This window comes from Saccharospirillum impatiens DSM 12546, from assembly GCF_000423605.1.
GTDB classification, from domain to species: domain Bacteria; phylum Pseudomonadota; class Gammaproteobacteria; order Pseudomonadales; family Natronospirillaceae; genus Saccharospirillum; species Saccharospirillum impatiens.
The window spans coordinates 1-17,338 of the sequence record NZ_AUIH01000013.1; the positions used below are offsets into that span (position 1 = coordinate 1).

12 protein-coding genes are annotated in these 17,338 nt (G+C 58.7%); 4 read left to right on the forward strand and 8 right to left on the reverse strand.

Annotation, left to right across the window (positions count from 1 at the left end):
* A partial coding sequence (locus G565_RS23790; RefSeq protein ID WP_211227159.1) for a transposase occupies positions 1–324 on the forward strand: 324 nt, incomplete at its 5' end.
* On the opposite strand, the gene G565_RS23795 is transcribed toward G565_RS23790, so the two are convergent.
* The 6 genes from G565_RS23795 to fdhA form a co-directional block, all read right to left on the reverse strand.
* Positions 275–1,384, reverse strand: coding sequence for a metallophosphoesterase family protein (locus tag G565_RS23795; protein WP_211227160.1), 1,110 nt, complete (start codon positions 1,382–1,384; stop codon positions 275–277). The genes G565_RS23790 and G565_RS23795 overlap by 50 nt on opposite strands.
* 716 nt (positions 1,385–2,100) lie before the next feature.
* The gene (locus G565_RS0110580; protein ID WP_028670898.1) at positions 2,101–2,313 is read right to left on the reverse strand and encodes a formate dehydrogenase subunit delta; all 213 of its coding nucleotides are present in this window, start codon (positions 2,311–2,313) and stop codon (positions 2,101–2,103) included.
* The gene (gene fdhF / locus G565_RS0110585) at positions 2,310–5,180 is read right to left on the reverse strand and encodes a formate dehydrogenase subunit alpha (protein WP_028670899.1); all 2,871 of its coding nucleotides are present in this window, start codon (positions 5,178–5,180) and stop codon (positions 2,310–2,312) included. Before fdhF ends, G565_RS0110580 begins: the two co-directional genes overlap by 4 nt.
* A gap of 2 nt (positions 5,181–5,182) precedes the next feature.
* Complete coding sequence (locus G565_RS0110590; RefSeq protein ID WP_028670900.1) at positions 5,183–6,769, reverse strand: formate dehydrogenase beta subunit; 1,587 nt, start codon at positions 6,767–6,769, stop codon at positions 5,183–5,185.
* Positions 6,766–7,281: a formate dehydrogenase subunit gamma gene (locus tag G565_RS23800; protein WP_037338788.1), complete on the reverse strand. Its 516-nt coding sequence runs from the start codon at positions 7,279–7,281 to the stop codon at positions 6,766–6,768. The genes G565_RS0110590 and G565_RS23800 overlap by 4 nt, the downstream gene beginning before the upstream one ends.
* Before the next feature lie 169 nt (positions 7,282–7,450).
* The gene (gene fdhA, locus G565_RS0110600) at positions 7,451–8,650 is read right to left on the reverse strand and encodes a formaldehyde dehydrogenase, glutathione-independent (protein WP_028670901.1); all 1,200 of its coding nucleotides are present in this window, start codon (positions 8,648–8,650) and stop codon (positions 7,451–7,453) included.
* A gap of 298 nt (positions 8,651–8,948) precedes the next feature.
* On the opposite strand from fdhA, the gene G565_RS0110605 reads away from it, so the two are divergent.
* Both G565_RS0110605 and G565_RS0110610 read left to right on the forward strand, forming a co-directional pair.
* The gene (locus G565_RS0110605; protein ID WP_028670902.1) at positions 8,949–9,320 is read left to right on the forward strand and encodes a hypothetical protein; all 372 of its coding nucleotides are present in this window, start codon (positions 8,949–8,951) and stop codon (positions 9,318–9,320) included.
* Between the two features lie 313 nt (positions 9,321–9,633).
* Positions 9,634–11,256 carry a methyl-accepting chemotaxis protein gene (locus G565_RS0110610; RefSeq protein WP_037338794.1) on the forward strand — a complete coding sequence of 541 codons (1,623 nt, stop codon included), beginning with the start codon at positions 9,634–9,636 and terminating at the stop codon, positions 11,254–11,256.
* 183 nt (positions 11,257–11,439) lie between these two features.
* Here G565_RS0110610 and G565_RS0110615 read toward each other — a convergent pair whose 3' ends face one another.
* Together G565_RS0110615 and G565_RS0110620 are read right to left on the reverse strand one after the other, a co-directional pair.
* Entirely contained in the window at positions 11,440–14,520 is a 3,081-nt protein-coding gene (locus tag G565_RS0110615; RefSeq protein ID WP_028670904.1) for an AAA family ATPase, read from the reverse strand.
* Complete coding sequence (locus tag G565_RS0110620; protein ID WP_028670905.1) at positions 14,517–15,662, reverse strand: exonuclease SbcCD subunit D; 1,146 nt, start codon at positions 15,660–15,662, stop codon at positions 14,517–14,519. The genes G565_RS0110615 and G565_RS0110620 overlap by 4 nt, the downstream gene beginning before the upstream one ends.
* 288 nt (positions 15,663–15,950) lie before the next feature.
* Here G565_RS0110620 and ugpB point away from each other — a divergent pair, with 288 nt between their 5' ends.
* Positions 15,951–17,255 carry a sn-glycerol-3-phosphate ABC transporter substrate-binding protein UgpB gene (gene ugpB, locus G565_RS0110625; protein ID WP_425413975.1) on the forward strand — a complete coding sequence of 435 codons (1,305 nt, stop codon included), beginning with the start codon at positions 15,951–15,953 and terminating at the stop codon, positions 17,253–17,255.
* Positions 17,256–17,338: the final 83 nt, after the last annotated feature.

The window sequence follows — 17,338 nt, forward strand, 5'->3', positions numbered from 1 at the left end:
GTGGCACGCTCATGGGCTATCAAAGAACATTTCCGACCCTTTTGGGACTACCACAGTAAAGGTTGGGCGAAACGCTATTTTGAGAAGTGGTACAGCTGGGCTATTCGTTGCCGTTTGGAGCCCATCAAGAAAGTGGCCAGAATGCTAAAAGCGCATAAAAATGGCTTGTTGAATTACTTCGATCACCGGATCAGCAATGCCGTCGCCGAGGGATTAAACTCAAAGATTCAGACGGTAAAGTCCAATGCTCGAGGTTATCGTTCTTTCGAAGGCTTTAGAACGAGCATACTGTTTCACTGTGGGAAGCTGGATATGCTGCCATAGGGTTCCACAGAGTTTTACGAAGAGCCATAATTTGATCAGTACTGGCTTCTGTTAGTGGATCTGCCTTGCGAAAAAATGGACATTCAAGTCGAAAGTGGGGGGTTTTTCCACCTAGGCGATCAGTGTCGGCCTCGAAACATGTACGTTTAGAGTTCCAAGCCCGAGGGTGCATGGTCACAGACAGTCCATCGAGTTCCTCATCCCAATCAAATTCTATTATATTGTATGTGAACGTGAAAATGGCATCAGATTTGAAAGGAACAGTGGCACCGGCAGCCACCATCATTAAATCGTTACCATCTTCGACACGGTCAACCGAAACCTTTGGATCATGCTCATGACCTGAAATGAAAACTCGTGCTCTACTCCGGATGTAAGACTTCACTTCACCTTGATCTTTATACCAATGCAAAGGGTGGTGAACCAAAACCACATTCTCTACTCCTTCAGTCCGAGGAATAGTGAACTGACGCGCACCTATCATCAGCTCAGGGTGTTCATCCCGTTCCTCTCCATGACAAAGGAGTGCAGAATTAAGTCTGATAAATCGAATTGAGCGACCAGGTGCTAGCTTAACCTCCATTCCTGTCCCATATGCGCCTTCATCATTGAGGGGGCAATTGTACCCAAAGCTAAACTGGCCATAGTCTTCGAACCGTGCAAAAAGAGCCGCTCGGTCAGTCGAATTGCTGAGGATTTTCTCGTATTCAGTAGCACCGCCTTTGCGAATGTAATCTAGTATCTGCCCACCTGAATATGATAGCTTGGATCGGTCCAGATCATGATTGCCAGGTACCATCTGTACACAGTGGATTTCAACACCGATACTCGCAGCCAAATCGTCTAGCCATTTGCCCGCTTCCTCATACTCAGCTTTCTTGCCTGAATGAGCGATATCTCCAGTTACTAAAACACCACTAGCAAACCCACCTGCAATACCGGAAACCACCTCTCTTGCGTCGTTAATCAATTGCTGTTTTACATCGTTATGTATGTGAACCCGGTCATCCCTCTCTTGACCGAAATGGATATCAGAGACGTGAACAAATACTGCGGACATGCATCCCCCTTCATAAAGGCTCACATATACCAAGCAGAAAGCATGCTAGCTAGTAGAGCAAGATCTACCTTTTCTGCAACTGTCGACTTGTCATACTAAGTTGAATTGAGAGAGACTACAACATACCTTATTGGAGTATTTCATTGATTCTGGACACCAATGTTAGTGGTAGTATTGACACCTTAAGCTAGGTGTCTAATGGCCAGGAAACGACGTTACGTTACTCCTAAATTCAAGCAGGAAGCGGTCCATCAGGGGTATGCTCAACGGTCGTGGTGTTGTCATTAGACGCCTCAAGGCTCTGACCTGCCCCCAACTTTCTAATCCACCCAGAACTTAGTAATGTTCATCACCAGAGAGGACGATGAACATGAAGAGGCTGATTCGGAGCCTGAAGGCTAAATAGATACTAGATTGGAGTATCGGAACATGCCTGAAGCCCAAAAAGGATGCAGGTGAACAACTGATGACCTACTACAACCGGCAGCGACCTCACACATTCAACGACGTCATTTCACATACTGCTGCTAAGAAAATTTTCAAATATGTCCGGGATTTGTTGACCTCTACACTGACCTCCTACATTGGGAAGCAGCTACTGCGAGACGGTTCGGAGGTCGAATATGTCGCCGTTAGGTCCGGGGCGCCCTCCCAGCAAGGCGCGGGATAGTGAGCAGTTAGTTGGCTAGCGTTAGCTGATGGCGTTTAGTTGGTGGCTACAACCGCCTCACAGCCTCAACAGCCACCTCATTCAACCCATCACCCCCAGCCTCCAAATACGCCTTCACCTGCACCTTCATCGGCTTCGCCCAAAACTTCCGCAAATGCCCCGCCACTGCCTCCGCAGTAGCCTCCGGCGTCTCCTGCCTCGGCGCATTATCCGCAATCTGATTCACCATCTTAATCAGCGTATCAATCTGGCGGCTCATGAAGCGCTCTCTTCAGTCGGTTTCAACAACCCCCACTGCTTCTTGTGCTGCGCCCGGTGCCGCTCCTGCCAGGCACTCGGCTGCGCGACTTTCTCGCACTGAACTGCTGTTACCTTGTACTCGGGGCAGTTGGTGGCCCAGTCTGAGTTGTCAGTAGTAATCACGTTGGCACCGCTCACCGGGTGATGGAAGGTGGTGTACACCACGCCCGGTTGCATGCGGGTGCTGATTTTCGCTTGCAGCACGGTGTCGCCAGCGCGGCTGGTCAGGCCGACCCAGTCGCCTTCGTTAATGCCGCGTTCTTCAGCGTCGTGGGGGTGCAGTTCAATGATGTCCTGGTCGTGCCAGGTTTGGTTTTTGGTGCGTCGGGTTTGCGCGCCTACGTTGTACTGGCTGAGGATGCGGCCTGTGGTCAGCAACAGCGGGAACTTGCGGTTGGCGCGTTCGGTGGTGGGCACGTAATCGGTCACCACGAAGCGGCCTTTGCCGATCGGGAAGTCTTCTTCGTGCATGATCGGGGTGCCGTTCGGGTGCTCGTCGTTGCAGGGCCACTGAATGCTGCCGAGTTCGTCGAGCTTTTGGTAGGTCACGCCCTTGAAGCTCGGCGTCAGGCTCGCGATCTCGGCCATGATCTGTTCCGGGTGTTCGTAATGCATGTCGTAACCCAGGGCGTTGGCGAGGTCCTGTGTGATTTCCCAGTCTTCCTTGCCGGCGAGTGCGGGCATCACTTTGCGCACGCGGTTGATGCGGCGTTCGGCGTTGGTGAAGGTGCCGTCTTTTTCCAGGAAGGACGAACCCGGCAGCAATACGTGCGCAAACTTGGCGGTCTCGTTCAGGAACAGGTCCTGCACGATCAGGCATTCCAATGAGCCGAGCGCCCGCTCGACATGCTGGGTGTTCGGGTCGGACTGGGCGATGTCTTCGCCCTGCACATACAAGCCCTTGAAGCTGCCGTCTATGGCGGCGTCGAACATGTTCGGAATGCGCAGGCCGGGTTCGGAATCGATGGTCACGCCCCAGGCGGCTTCAAACGCCTTGCGCGGTGCCTCCTGGGATACGTGCTGGTAGCCCGGCAGTTCGTGCGGGAAGCTGCCCATGTCGCAACTGCCCTGCACATTGTTCTGGCCGCGCAGCGGGTTTACGCCCACGCCTTCGCGGCCGATGTTGCCAGTGGCCAGTGCCAGGTTGGCAATGCCCATCACCATGGTCGAGCCCTGGCTGTGTTCGGTGACGCCCAGGCCATAGTAAATCGCGCCGTTACCTGCGGTGGCGTACAAGCGGGCGGCTTCGCGAACGCTGGCCGCTGGCACACCGGTAATGCTTTCGGTCGCCTCCGGTGAGTTGCGCTCTTCTTTAATGAAGGTGTTCCAGGCCGCGTACTCTTTCGAATCACACCGCTGCGCAATAAACAGGCGGTCTTCCAGGCCTTCGCTGACGACGACGTGCGCCAGGGCGTTTATCAGCGCGACGTTGGTGCCGGGCTTGAGTGGCAGGTGAATGGCTTCGCCGCCGTGGGGCGTGGTCATCAAATCAATCTGGCGCGGGTCGGCGACAATCAGTTTTGCGCCCTGGCGCAAGCGCTGGCGCATCTGGGAGGCGAACACCGGGTGGGCGTCGGTCGGGTTGGCGCCAATCACCACAATCACGTCGGACTTCATCACAGAGTCGAACGTCTGGGTGCCAGCGCTTTCGCCGAGGGTTTGTTTCAGGCCATAGCCGGTGGGCGAATGGCACACGCGGGCGCAGGTGTCGGTGTTGTTGTTGCCAAAGGCGGTGCGCACCAGTTTTTGCACGAGGTACGCTTCTTCGTTGGTGCAGCGTGAGGAGGTGATGCCGCCCACGCTGTCGCGGCCGTATTTGGCCTGAATGGTTTTGATGCGGTCGGCGGCAAAGGCCAGGGCTTCGTCCCAGCTCACTTCGCGCCAGGGTTCGTCGATGTGGTCGCGAATCATCGGTGCAGTCAGGCGGTCCGGGTGGGTGGCGTAGCCGAAAGCGAAGCGCCCTTTTACGCAGGAATGGCCATGGTTGGCGTGGCCATCCTTGAACGGAACCATGCGCACCAGTTCGTTGCCTTTCATTTCGGCCTTGAACGAGCAGCCCACACCGCAGTAGGCACAGGTAGTGACGACCGAGTGCTCCGGCTGGCCCTGCTCGATCACGGTATTCTCCATCAGCGTGGCGGTTGGGCAAGCCTGCACGCAGGCCCCGCAGGAGACGCATTCGGAATCCATGAAGTCTTCGTCTTGCCCGGCGGATACAGTCGATTCAAAACCCCGGCCATCGATGGTGAGCGCGAAGGTGCCCTGCACTTCTTCACAGGCGCGCACGCAGCGCGAGCACACAATGCACTTGCTCGGGTCGAAGGTGAAATAGGGGTTGCTGGTGTCTTTTTCCGCGTCGAGGTGGTTTTCACCTTCGTAGCCGTACCGCACTTCGCGCAGGCCGACGGCACCGGCCATGTCCTGCAATTCACAATCGCCATTGGCGGAGCAGGTCAGGCAATCGAGTGGGTGGTCGGAGATGTACAGTTCCATCACGTTGCGGCGCAGCCTGGCGACGCGGTCCGTCTGGGTGTTCACGCTCATGCCTTCGGCAACGGGTGTGGTGCAGGAGGCCGGCAAACCCCGGCGCCCTTCAATCTCGACCGCACAGAGGCGGCAGGAGCCGAAGGCTTCCAGGTTATCGGAGGCGCACAGTTTGGGGATCTGAATGCCCGCCAGCGATGCCGCGCGCAGCACGGAGGTTCCCTCGGGCACCTGTACCGGTTTGCCGTCGATGCTCAGGCTAACAGTGCCTGCGCTCACGGCCGGTGGTGGCGTGCCCAGGTCACGATCTGTCGCGGTATTGGGGTCGTAGATGTGCAGCATGGTCAGCTCTCCTCCGTCGTGGTCGACGGGGTGGTGCGGGCAAAATCGTCCGGGAAAAACTGCAGCGCACTGCGTACCGGGTTGGGCGTCATGCCGCCCATGGCACAGAGTGAGCCGTCTTCCAGGGTGTCGCACAGGTCGTGCAACAGAACGAGGTTGGCATCGCGGTCCTGGTTGTCGCGGATGCGGTCGATCACTTCTACGCCTCGTGTCGAGCCAATGCGGCACGGTGTGCATTTGCCGCAGGATTCAACGGCGCAGAATTCCATCGCGAAGCGGGCCTGTTCCAGCATGTCAACGCTGTCGTCGAACACGACAATGCCGCCATGGCCAACCACGGCGCCCACGTCGGCGAAGGCTTCGTAATCGAGCGGGGTATCCCACTGGCTTTCGGGCATGTAAGCGCCCAGTGGCCCACCCACCTGTACGGCACGCATGGGCCGGCCGGAGGCAGAGCCACCGCCGTAGCCTTCGAGCAGTTCGCGCAGGGTAATGCCAAAGGCGAGTTCAACCACCCCGCCCCGCTCAATGTTGCCGGCCAACTGGAATGGCAGGGTGCCGAGCGAGCGCCCCTGGCCGTAATCGGCATAGGCCTGGCCGCCTTCGGCCAGAATATAGGGGATGGCGGCGAGCGTGAGTACGTTGTTCACGGCCGTCGGTTGACCAAACGCGCCTTTTAAAGCCGGTAATGGTGGCTTAACCCGCACCTGGCCGCGCTTGCCTTCGAGGCTGTCGAGCAGGGAGGTTTCTTCACCGCAAATGTAGGCACCGGCGCCGAGGCGCACTTCCAGATGAAACGCCTTGCCGGACTTCAGCACGTTATCGCCCAGGTAGCCTGCGGCTTTGGCCCGCGCAATAGCGTCGTTCATGACCATCTGCGCCAGTGGGTATTCGGAGCGCAGGTAGATGTAGCCGGTTTCAGCGCCAACGGCGAGGCCGGCGATGGTCATGCCTTCAATCAGCAGGTAGGGGTCGGCTTCCATCACCAGGCGGTCGGCAAAGGTGCCGGAATCGCCTTCGTCGGCGTTGCAGACAATGAACTTCTGGCCGGAATAGCGGCTGTGTTCGCTTTGTGGGTTTGCATCCAGCACGGTTTGCCATTTGATGCCCGCCGGAAAGGCCGCCCCACCCCGGCCACGCAGGCCGGAGGTTTTGACTTCATCAACAATCTGCTGGGAAGTGGATGCCAGCGCCGTAATCAGGCCATTGAAGCCGCCGTGGGCGCGGTAATCGTCAATCGAGACCGGGTCGGTAATGCCAGCGCGGGCAAAGGTGAGCCGTTGCTGGTGCTTTAAATAGGGGATCTCTTCAGTAGGGCCAAGGTACAGGGCGTGACCCGCGCCGCCTTCGAGCATGCCACTTTCGATCAGCGAGGGCACGTCTTCCGGCAGCACCGGGCCATAGGCGACGCGCCCGGCATCGGTGTCGACTTCGACCAGGGTCTCCAGCCAGAACAGGCCACGCGAGCCATTGCGCACCAGGGTAATGTCGGCGCCCTGAGCATCCGCTGTTTTAGATAGTACCCGTGCGACGTCGTCGGCACCCAGGGAGACGGCGGTGGTATCGCGCGGCACGTAAACACGGGTCATGCGTCGCCCTCCGTCAGCGGTTCCGGGTCGAGCGGCACGGTGATGGCGTCGTCGAGGATGGCATCGAAGCGCGTGGCGCCAACCCGGCCATGAATGTGATTGCCAATGCGTACCGAGGGGCCAGTCGCGCAGTTACCCAGGCAATAGACGGGTTCCAGCGTGAATTCGCCATCGGGTGTGGTCTGGTGGTAATCGATGCCCAGGCGTTTGCGGGCGTGCTCTTCCAGCGCCCGACTGCCGCGTGCCTGGCAGGCTTCGGCCCGGCAAATTTGTACGCGGTGGTTGCCGATCGGCTGGGTATTGAAATCGTGGTAGAAGCTGATCACCCCGTGCACTTCGGCGCGGGTGATTTGCAGCCCTTCGGCAATAACGGGCACCGCCTCGGTGGGAATATGGCCCAGGGAATCGCGCACCTGGTGCAAAATAGGCAACAGGGCGCCGGGCATGTGTTTCAAGTCGGCAACAATGGCCTGCACCCGGGCCCGGGTGTTTGAGGGGGTTGCTTGGGGCATTGCGGCTCACCTGTGGTCTTGTTGTAGTCGGGTGGTGCAGTCGGGTGGGTGTCGACCCCTCTTGTAAAAAAGGTGCACACGGACACGTCTATCCAGTGTACACCTCCAATACGGGCGCTTGTACTACCCTCAGTGCAACGCTGCGCCCATGCTCGGCTGCAGCAGTCAGTCAGGCCGCGAATGAGCCGTGCGGATCAATCACGAATTTCTTGGCGGCGCCGCCGTCAAAATCAGCATAACCCTTGGGCGCCTGATCGAGGTTGATCATCTGCACGTTGACCGCTTTGGCAATGTGCACGCGGTCGAACAGAATCGCTTGCATCAGTTGGCGGTGGTATTTCATCACCGGGCACTGGCCGGTGTGGAAGGAGTGGGATTTCGCCCAGCCCAGGCCAAACCGCATGCTGAGCGCACCTCGCTTAGCCGCCTCTTCCTCGGCACCCGGGTCATCGGTCACGTACAAGCCGGGAATGCCAATCTGGCCGCCGGCGCGGGTGACACTCATGGCCGAATTCAACACGGTGGCCGGTTGCTCATGGGCGTGGTTATGGCCGCAGGCATGTGCTTCGAAGCCCACGCAATCGACAAAGCAGTCGACTTCCGGCTCACCGAGAATTTGCTCAAGCATGTCGGGCAGCTCGGCATCCTGTTTCAGGTCGATGACTTCACAGCCAAAGCTGCGCGCCTGGTCGAGCCGCTCGTCGATCATATCGCCGACAATCACACAGGCCGCGCCCAGCAAGCGAGCACTCGCTGCCGCTGCCAGCCCCACAGGGCCCGCACCGGCGATGTAGACCGTAGAGCCCGGGCCGACGCCTGCGGTTACACAACCGTGGAAACCGGTGGGGAAAATGTCTGACAGCAGGGTCAGGTCCTGGATCTTTTCTTTGGCCTGGTCCCGGTCCGGGAACTTGAGCAGGTTAAAGTCGGCGTAAGGCACCATGACGTATTCGGCCTGGCCACCGACCCAGCCGCCCATGTCGACGTAGCCATAGGCCGCACCCGGGCGCGACGGGTTAACGTTGAGACAGATACCGGTGCGGCCTTCCTTGCAGTTGCGGCAGCGGCCGCAGGCAATGTTGAAGGGTACCGAGACGATGTCGCCTTCGTGCAGAAACTCGACATCCCGGCCGCATTCGATGATTTCGCCGGTGATTTCATGGCCAAGCACCAGGCCGGGTTCAGCGGTGGTGCGGCCACGCACCATATGCTGGTCGGAGCCGCAAATGTTGGTGGTCAGTACTTTCAGAATCACGCCATGGTCACAGCGGCGCTGGCCCAGGGCCAGTTCCGGGAAGGCGATGGATTCAATGGACACTTGGCCGGGGCCCTGGTAAATCACCCCGCGGTTGGCTGCGTTGCTGGTCATTGCGTGTTCCTTTTTTTGTTGGGTGTAGTGGAACGGTCGATTGTTGGGTGTTGTGGAACGGTCGACTCCACTTTAGCCGGTGGCGATGGATTGAATTGCCCCGTTGCGACACTTTCCACCCCGGGAGCGCACGGCAATCGCGCCGCTTTTAACACGCTGTATGAATGCTGTGCCCGCACGTCACTGCATTGCCACTCAGCAGATACTGTATTAATATCCAGTATCGAATTGACCAATCCGCCGCACAGGCCCGTGCCAATTGCGGCACGGGCACACGGCGACTCATGGGAGTAGTACCTTGGATTACCAACTGATAGGAAAAACCTTGGAAAACACCGGCAAAGACATCCAGAAGCTGAACAACAAACTCGATAAAGTCCTGGAAAAGTTGCTGGAGGTCGAGACTCTGGAAGAGCGCAAAGCCGACGCCATTGCCCATATTGACAGCGGCGATATCACCGAAGCGATCAACATTCTGAAAACGGTCGAGAAAGACCAGTCCAAAGCCGAAGATTTGAAGGTTGAAGAAGCCAAGCTGCGCGAAGAGCTGGAAGCCTTGCGGGTAACGGCTGAAAAAGCGGCCAAAGGTGAGATTGAAGAGGCGGGAACTGAAACTACAGAGCACAATACCGTTGAAACGGATACCACCAAAGACAGTGACGCCGCCTGATCAGGTAAAACCCGAAGCGTACCCTCTCCCCGGCCCTCTCCCGTGGGACGGGAGAGGGAGCAATCAGTTGGGTGAATGTAACCTAAGCCAATCGCTCGCGACACTGAATGCAACAGTTCTCTCTCCACCACCGGGGGAGAGAGCTAGGGAGCGGCGTAGCCGTTCGTTCTTCTCCAGCCCCGCCTGACCTCCACGCCACAAAACCATCAAGAAAATAGAACGGTGGCCGTTATTCTCTATTACTATTAATGAACTCGAGCAGGCTAAAACCGGCCCGGCACCCCTCGATTCACCCAGTCCCTGGAGCGCAAGCATGATCCGACAACTGTCCATCGGTATTCGACTGACCCTCACCTTTGTGCTGGCTGCAGCGCTCTTTGTCGTACTGGGCGTGTTCAGTCTGTTCCAGTTGAACAGCCTGAAGCAGCAGATTACCGAGATCGATGAGGTGCTGGTGCCCAAACAAGTTCTGCTGGGGGATATGAACAGCGAATTCCTGCGGCTTCGGGTTAACCTTGGCAATGTGGTAACGAACCTGATGGGGTCGCGCCAGCAGGAATTTCGGGATGCCGCACAGAACGCGCTGGACAACATGGCATTGGCCAAACAGGGGTACCTGGACCTGATCGATAACCCGGCTGACCGCGACGCCTTTGCCGAGTACGAAGCCGCCGAAGCACAGTACCTCGATATGGTCGACCAGCTAAACGGTTTCATCGATGATCGCCAGTTCGCGATGGTCTCTGATCTGCGTAATGACGAGATGGCACCCGCGGGGTCCAACATCAGTGCCCTGATTCGCGGCTTAATCGACGTGGAAAGCAGCCGGGTGGAAGCCGCATCCGTTCAAGCCGACCGGGTTTACGACCAGGCGTTGCTCACCATTGGTTCAGCCATCGTCATACTGGTTGCGCTGCTTGCAATGGCCGCCTGGGCGCTAACGCGCAGTATTACCGGGCCACTGCGTTCAGCGGTTGACCTGGCCGACGCCATCGCCGACAACGACCTGACCTCAACCATCAGCAACGGTGGCAAAGACGAAATCACCCAGTTGGTCACTGCGATGGCGCGCATGCAATCGGCCTTGCGCGATACCCTGGCTCAAATCAGTTCCAGCTCGGAACAGCTGGCCTCTTCTTCCGAAGAACTCAGCGCCGTAACGGATGACAGCACGCAAAACCTGCGTCGCCAGAATGAAGAAATCGAACAAGCCGCCACGGCCGTGAACGAACTGACCGCTGCGATTGAAGAGGTCGCCAACAATGCAACAGGCACCGCTGAAGAATCTCACGAGGCCGAAAGCCAGACCCGCATCGGCCTGGACAAGGTGAGCGGCACCGTCGCCGCCATTGAACGGCTGGCCAAAGCGATCACCGATACGGCCAGCAACATGGAAGCGCTGGCGTCGAAGGTGTCTGACGTGGGGTCGGTGCTGGATGTGATTCGCGGTATCGCCGAACAAACCAACTTGCTGGCATTGAACGCGGCCATTGAGGCGGCCCGGGCGGGCGAAGCCGGTCGAGGTTTTGCCGTGGTGGCCGATGAAGTACGGGCCCTGGCAAGCCGCACGGCGGATTCGACCAAGGAGATTGAAACGATTATCGAGGCCGTTGAAACCGGCACTGATCAGGCGGTCACCGCCATGCGCGACAGCAACACCAGCGCGACCAATACGCTGGAAGCAGGCCGGGATGCCGGCGATGCGCTGCAGGCCATTGCCGCCCTGATCGAGAAGATCAACGAGCGCAATACCGCCTCGGCCAGTGCCACCGAGCAGCAAGCCCAGGTGGCGCGCGAGGTCGACCGGAATCTGGTGTCGATTCGGGACATTGCCGTGCAGAATGCCACCGGGTCCGATCAGACCCAGGCCGCCAGCAAAGAACTGGCGCGCCTGGCCGACAACCTGAACAAGGTGGTGTCACGCTTTAAGGTGTAACCCACGGTAGAATTGGGCTTGTGGCAATGGCCCGCAGCGGCCACCGGGTGGTCCCTTGTGGGGTCGGCGTGAACCCTTCCATGGGGCCTAGACCACAACATCCATGTTGTGGACTCCCCCACAAGGGACCACCCGGCAACCGCAGCTAGTCTTCATTGGCAAACGCATCAACCGGATGCCCGGTCAGTTCGCGACGATCTCGATTCGACTACCTGCCTGCGATGGCCGCACGTCGATGCGTTGCGGTATCTGCTCTTTCAGTTCCGAGACGTGCGAGATGATGCCCACGCTGCGCCCGTTGGCGCGCAGCTCCATCAGGGTCTCAATGGCCAGATCCAGTGAATCCGGATCCAATGAGCCGAAGCCCTCGTCGATGAACAAGGCATCCAGCCGAATGCCGCCGGCATAGGCTTGCACCACATCCGATAGCCCCAGCGCCAACGCCAGTGCGGCCATAAAGCTTTCCCCACCGGAGAGCGTATTCACCGGGCGGGATTTTCCGGTGTAGGCGTCTTCGACATCCAAGTCCAGACCCGATGCCACATTGCCCTTGGTTCGGTCTTGCCGGCGCAGTAACTGGTAGCGGCCCTTGCTCATGGTGGTCAGCCGGTGGCTGGCTTCGATCAAGACGTCGTCGAGCAACACGCTGAGTACGAACCGCTGCAGGCTGATGCGCTGGCCGTTTCGGCCACTGGCGACGTCGGCCAGAGTGCCGGTTACGCCATAGTCGGCCTCCAGCTGTTTGATTGTCTGCAGGGTTTCCGCCATGCGTTTTTTAACGTCGGTAGCGGCTTTTAGCAGGGCCTGCTGTTCATCGTAGTGGCGGGTGGCGGTCTCCAGAACCGTCCGCGTCTGTTTCCAGTCGGTGTCCAGTTGCGCCAGGTCTGGCTGAGTTTGCCCGGCCAGCGCGGCTTCCTGTTGTTGAATGCTCCAGGTGAGTTTTTCACCCGCCTGGCGATGCTGCTCGATCTCACCTTGCCATTGCTCCAGCTCGGTTTCGTCCCGCCGCGCTGCGGTGAACTCCGCTTCCGTGGCAAAGGGGCTGTCTTCAAGGGCTGTCTGCCAGCGTTCTGTGGCCCCCGTAAGGTCTCGTGTCGCGTCGGCCAGTCGACGTTCCTGATCCGACACCCGGGCCTGGGCTGCGGTCAACGATTCCTGGAACCGGCTTTGCCGCTCCCGGGCCTGCTCCCAGCGTGCGCTGATCTGGTCGATGTTTCGGCCAACGTCGGCCAGGCGGGCTTCCAGCGCCCCGGCTTCCCGGTAGGCCTCCGGTATGGCGGCTTCCAGACTCTCGACCGATTGCTCGGCCGCTGCCCGCTCAGCAACCGCCTGCTCGCGCTGAGACCGGGCCTGTAACTCTTGCTGGTCGATCTGGCTGATGGCCTGGCGAGTGCTTTCCAACTCGGTTTTGGCGGTTTCCAACGTCTGTGCCTGTTGTTGCAGGGCTTTCAGTTGGCGCTGGCTGGTTTTGTAATCCTGCTCCAGATCCGCCATCGACCGTTCGGCATACTCTTCCAGATCTTCCTGCAGGCGCTGCGCCTGCTGGCTAACTTCTTCGGCACTGTGTTGCGCCCGGTCACGGCTTTGCCGGGCCTGGTTAAGCGTCTCCGCCTGAGCGTCGAAGGCAGCCCGGGCCTGCGCCACCTGCTCCCGGTTGACGGGCTCTGCATCGGCAGCGGCGGGTTTTGGGTGGGCCTCACTGCCGCACACCGGGCAGGGCTCGCCTTGGTTTAACTGAGCCGCCAATTGCGCGGCCTGGCCCAGATGCCAGGCCTGCTCCACCTGCAACGCTTCGGTTTTCAGAGCATCGGCCCGGGCCTCTGCGGCGGTGAGATCTTGCTGCCAGCGCCCGGCCTCGGCCCGGTGCCCGGTGGCGGCCTCGTTTAATTCGACCCAACGCCGTTTCAGCTTACCCAGACGGGTCAGGCGTTCCAGCCGGTGCTGGAGCGTCAGTTGGTCGGCGGCCAAATCGGCGGATTCCGCTATCTGGCGCTCCAGTGTTTGCAGTTGCTGGCTCAGCGTCGCCTTTTGCTCGGTTCGCGCCCGGGCGGCCTGGTCAAATTGTTCAACCGTTGAACGCGCACTCGCCAGCCGGGTTTTGGACGCTCGCCATTGCTCACTCTGGGTACGCAACCGGGTCAGGGTCTCCTGTTCCGATTTCAGAGCATCGAGCCCTCCGTGGACTTCCCGGGCGGACTCCAGCTCGGCCTGGATGGCCGGTTTCTGTTGTTCAAGATCGGCTACCGCTTGCGTCAGTTGCGTCAGGGTTGCCTGCTCTTTCCTCTGGTTGCGCTGGCTCTGCTGCCAACGCTCCCAGACCGGCTGTTGCTTCTCAGCCTGCCGGGCAGCGGTGATCCGGGTTTCTTTTTCGGTGATCGCTTTGGTGGCCAATTGCCAGTCGTGCTGTGCCGCCCGGTCTTTCGCCAGTTGCTCGAACTGTTGCTGCAGCGCCTGGCTGTCGTCAAGCGCGCGCCGGGTTTTGGCTTCGGCCTTGAGCGCCTCTGCCTGCGCCTTGCGGGCGGTGTCTACCACCGGCGCCAGCTCATCCAGGCGTTCATCGAGCGCGTCGGCGGTTTCGACCCCGGCTGAATCGAGGTGACCGGCCAGTCGCTCGGTCAGTTTTTCGCGCTGGTTGCGAATCCCGGACGCTTGTTCTTTTAACCGGTCTTCGATGGCCTTGAAGGTGTGCGTCTGGAACAGTTGACTGAAAATGGCTTCGCGGTCGTTCGACGAGGCCAGCAACAGTTCGCGAAACTTACCCTGCGGCAATACCATAACCTGGCGAAACTGATCAGCATTCAGGCCGGTCAGGGTCTGAATTTCGTCGTTGATCTCACGAACGCCTTTCAACGGCAGCAACTCTGCTTCCTGCTCGTCAAAGGGGCGCGCTAGCAAGGCCGGCGGCATACGCCAGAGTCTGGCATCTGCCTGGCGAACGGTGACGCCTTCTCCGCGTTTCTTGGCCACTTGCTGGGTGGGCGTGCGCTCAATACGGTAAAGAGTCTCTCCCAGTTGGAAGTCGAATACGATGCAGGTATCGAGATCATCCGGTGCCTGGTCGGAGCGCATGCTCGCTGGCTCGCGCTCGCCCCCGGTGGTAACGCCATAAAGGGCAAAGCAAATGGCATCGAGCAGGCTGCTTTTCCCGGCCCCGGTCGGGCCATTAATGAGATACAAAGCTGATTCACCAAAGCGCGTGAAGTCGACCACCTCTTCGCCTGCGAACGGGCCAAAGGCGCTGATACTAAGACGCTGTGGTTTCATGCCTGGCCCTCGCTCTGGTGCACCGACTGAATCACCGTTGTCAGAGCTTCGCGCTGGGCATCGCTCAGCGCCTCGCCCTGGGTTTGCTCGAAAAAGTCGGCAAAGAGTTCCAGCTCAGTGCGCTTCAATTGCTCGCGAGAGGCCAACTGGGCGGGCCTGTCGGGCGCCAGACCCGGCTTTTCAAGGTGCAGCACATTCGGGTACACCTGGCGCAGTTGATTCAGCGTATCGAGAATGGCGCGAGTGTCTGTCAGGCGCACCAGTAGGTAGTCGTCATGGCGCGGGTCGTCTTTGCCTTGCGCCATCAGGGTATCGAATTCCCCTTCCAGAATGCGCAGATCGTGGCTTGGCGCCAGTGGCAAAGCGGTGACGTCGACATCCCCGCTGGCCGGCAAGTCCACCCGGGTTACGCCTTTTTTCTGCGTCACTTCGGAGAAGCTATACTTCATCAGCGAGCCGCAATAGCGAATGTGGGCCACACCCCGGTATTGCGGCGCGTGCAAGTGGCCCAGGGCAACGTAATCAAACTCGCGCATGGGCTGCCAGCGAACCGTGTCGGCACCGCCCAGCGACAGCGGTCGCTCTGAATCGCTTTCCTCGGCCCCGCTGACAAAACAGTGAGACAACAACACCCGGCGCTGACCGGGCTGAAACGCCGACTTAACGCGATCGACCAGAAAGGTATGAGCCTCGTCGAAGCTGCGCACATTTTCGCCGAACACAGACCGAACATGCTCGGGCTGACAATAGGGAATGCCATAAAACGCCACGTCGCCATCGGCGTGTGGAATGACAACCGGGGTATCGACCTGCGCCAGATCACTGAGTATGTGCAAGCCCGCGCCCTGCATCATTCCAGCCCCGAAGCCCAGGCGCTCGGGGCTGTCGTGATTGCCGCTGATCATGATCACCGGCACGGCTAGGTCAACACAGAGCCGCCGCAGCGTCTGGTTGAGCAGCGTCACGGCTTCCGCCGGGGGGACTGACCGGTCGTAAATGTCGCCGGCAATGAGTACCACATCTATGGATTCGGATTCGACATAGGCGATGAGCTGGTCGAGTACACCGGCCTGATCGGCCAGTAAAGACTGGTTGTGAAATTGTCGGCCCAGGTGCCAGTCGGAGGTGTGCAGCAGCTTCATTGCGTCGGTTCCAGATTCGGGTCGCCAACCTTAGCCGGTCTCGTGGCCGGATTAAACCCGTTCATGTTCGCCTTCAGGGCGATACTTACCGTTTTCGCACCTATGTTCGTTCGAACAATTATCAGCCAATAACGACTAAAATAAATCCAAAACGATCATAAAACTGTCATTTTTTGTCTGTATGGTCGAATTCGCTTGTCATTTATTTTCGTTCGATGCTACTTTTCAGGCTCGTTCGAAAAAATTAGTAACAACAAACTCAAGTCACACCCACAAGAGTGAGAACGTCTGATGAACAAGAAACTGTTAGTCCTCGCGGTCAGCGCTTTGGGCGCTAGCCAGGCTTTTGCCGCCACCGAAATCGAACTCTGGCACGCCATGGGCGGCGCGCTGGGCGAAAAAGTCGATGAAATCGTATCTGAATTCAACGGTTCCCAGTCCGATTACGTGGTCAATGCCAGCTACCGTGGCAACTACAACGACACCATGACCGGCGCGATTGCCGCCTTCCGGTCTGGCGAGCAGCCCGACATCGTTCAGGTGTATGAAGTCGGTACCGCGACCATGATGGCCGCTGAAGGCGCCATTTACCCGATGTACCAGATGATGGATGAGCTGAGCGACGGCTTCGACCAGGACGATTACCTAAGCACGGTGACTGGCTATTACGCCGATGAAAACGGCAATATGCTATCGATGCCGTTCAACAGCTCAACGCCGGTGCTGTACTACAACAAAGCCATGTTCGCCGACGCTGGCCTGCCCGACCGCGGCCCGCGCACCTGGGAAGAAATGGACGAATTCGGCAACAAACTGCTTGAAGCGGGTTACGACTGCGGTTTTACCACCGCCTGGCAATCCTGGATTCACCTGGAAAACCTGTCGGCCCGTCATGACGTTCCGTTTGCGACGCAAGCCAATGGTTTTGGTGGCCTGGACACCGAGCTGGTGTTCAACTCCGATGTTCAGGTGGCACACATCGAGCAAATGGGTGAATGGCAGCAGGAAGGCATTTTCAGCTATTCCGGTCGCACCAACGAGGGCTCGGCCAAGTTCTACAGCGAAGAGTGTGGCATGTACACGGAGTCGTCTGCGGGCTATGCCGGTATTAACGCCAACGCACAGTTTGAATTTGGCGTAAGCCCACTGCCGTACTGGGCGTCCGCCATCGATACACCGCAAAACACCATCATCGGTGGTGCCACCCTGTGGACACTGCGCGGTCAGGACGACGATCACTACGAAGCCGTAGCGGCGTTCTTCGACTACCTGTCACAACCTGAAGTACAGGCCGACTGGCACCAGTTCTCAGGTTACCTGCCGGTCACCTATGACGCGATTGAACTGACCCGCGAACAGGGTTTCTACAGCGAAAACCCGGGCACCGATACCTCGATCAACCAGATGACATCGGTTGAACCAACGGCGAATTCACGCGGTCTGCGACTGGGTAACTTCCCACAAATTCGCGGCATCATCGATGAAGCCCTCGAATCTGTCTGGAACGGCGATGCCACTGCTCAGGAAGCGCTGGACACCGCTACCGACCGCGGCAACGACCAGTTGCGTCGTTTCGAGCGCGCCAATCGCTAAGCGGCTTTGCACTGACGGTGCATTGCCATTGTACGATTCTGTGTTGTACGACCCTGTACTGCGATGAACAGGAGCCTCCCGGC

What these genes read in the sequence shown, in the direction of transcription:
- G565_RS0110580 (WP_028670898.1), bottom strand. Translation starts at nt 2,313, where the DNA reads ATGAGCCGCCAGATTGATACGCTGATTAAGATGGTGAATCAGATTGCG.
- fdhA (WP_028670901.1), bottom strand. Translation starts at nt 8,650, where the DNA reads ATGACCAGCAACGCAGCCAACCGCGGGGTGATTTACCAGGGCCCCGGC.
- fdhF (WP_028670899.1), bottom strand. Translation starts at nt 5,180, where the DNA reads ATGCTGCACATCTACGACCCCAATACCGCGACAGATCGTGACCTGGGC.
- G565_RS0110615 (WP_028670904.1), bottom strand. Translation starts at nt 14,520, where the DNA reads ATGAAACCACAGCGTCTTAGTATCAGCGCCTTTGGCCCGTTCGCAGGC.
- G565_RS0110590 (WP_028670900.1), bottom strand. Translation starts at nt 6,769, where the DNA reads ATGACCCGTGTTTACGTGCCGCGCGATACCACCGCCGTCTCCCTGGGT.
- G565_RS23800 (WP_037338788.1), bottom strand. Translation starts at nt 7,281, where the DNA reads ATGCCCCAAGCAACCCCCTCAAACACCCGGGCCCGGGTGCAGGCCATT.
- G565_RS23795 (WP_211227160.1), bottom strand. Translation starts at nt 1,384, where the DNA reads ATGTCCGCAGTATTTGTTCACGTCTCTGATATCCATTTCGGTCAAGAG.
- G565_RS0110620 (WP_028670905.1), bottom strand. Translation starts at nt 15,662, where the DNA reads ATGAAGCTGCTGCACACCTCCGACTGGCACCTGGGCCGACAATTTCAC.
- G565_RS0110610 (WP_037338794.1), top strand. Translation starts at nt 9,634, where the DNA reads ATGATCCGACAACTGTCCATCGGTATTCGACTGACCCTCACCTTTGTG.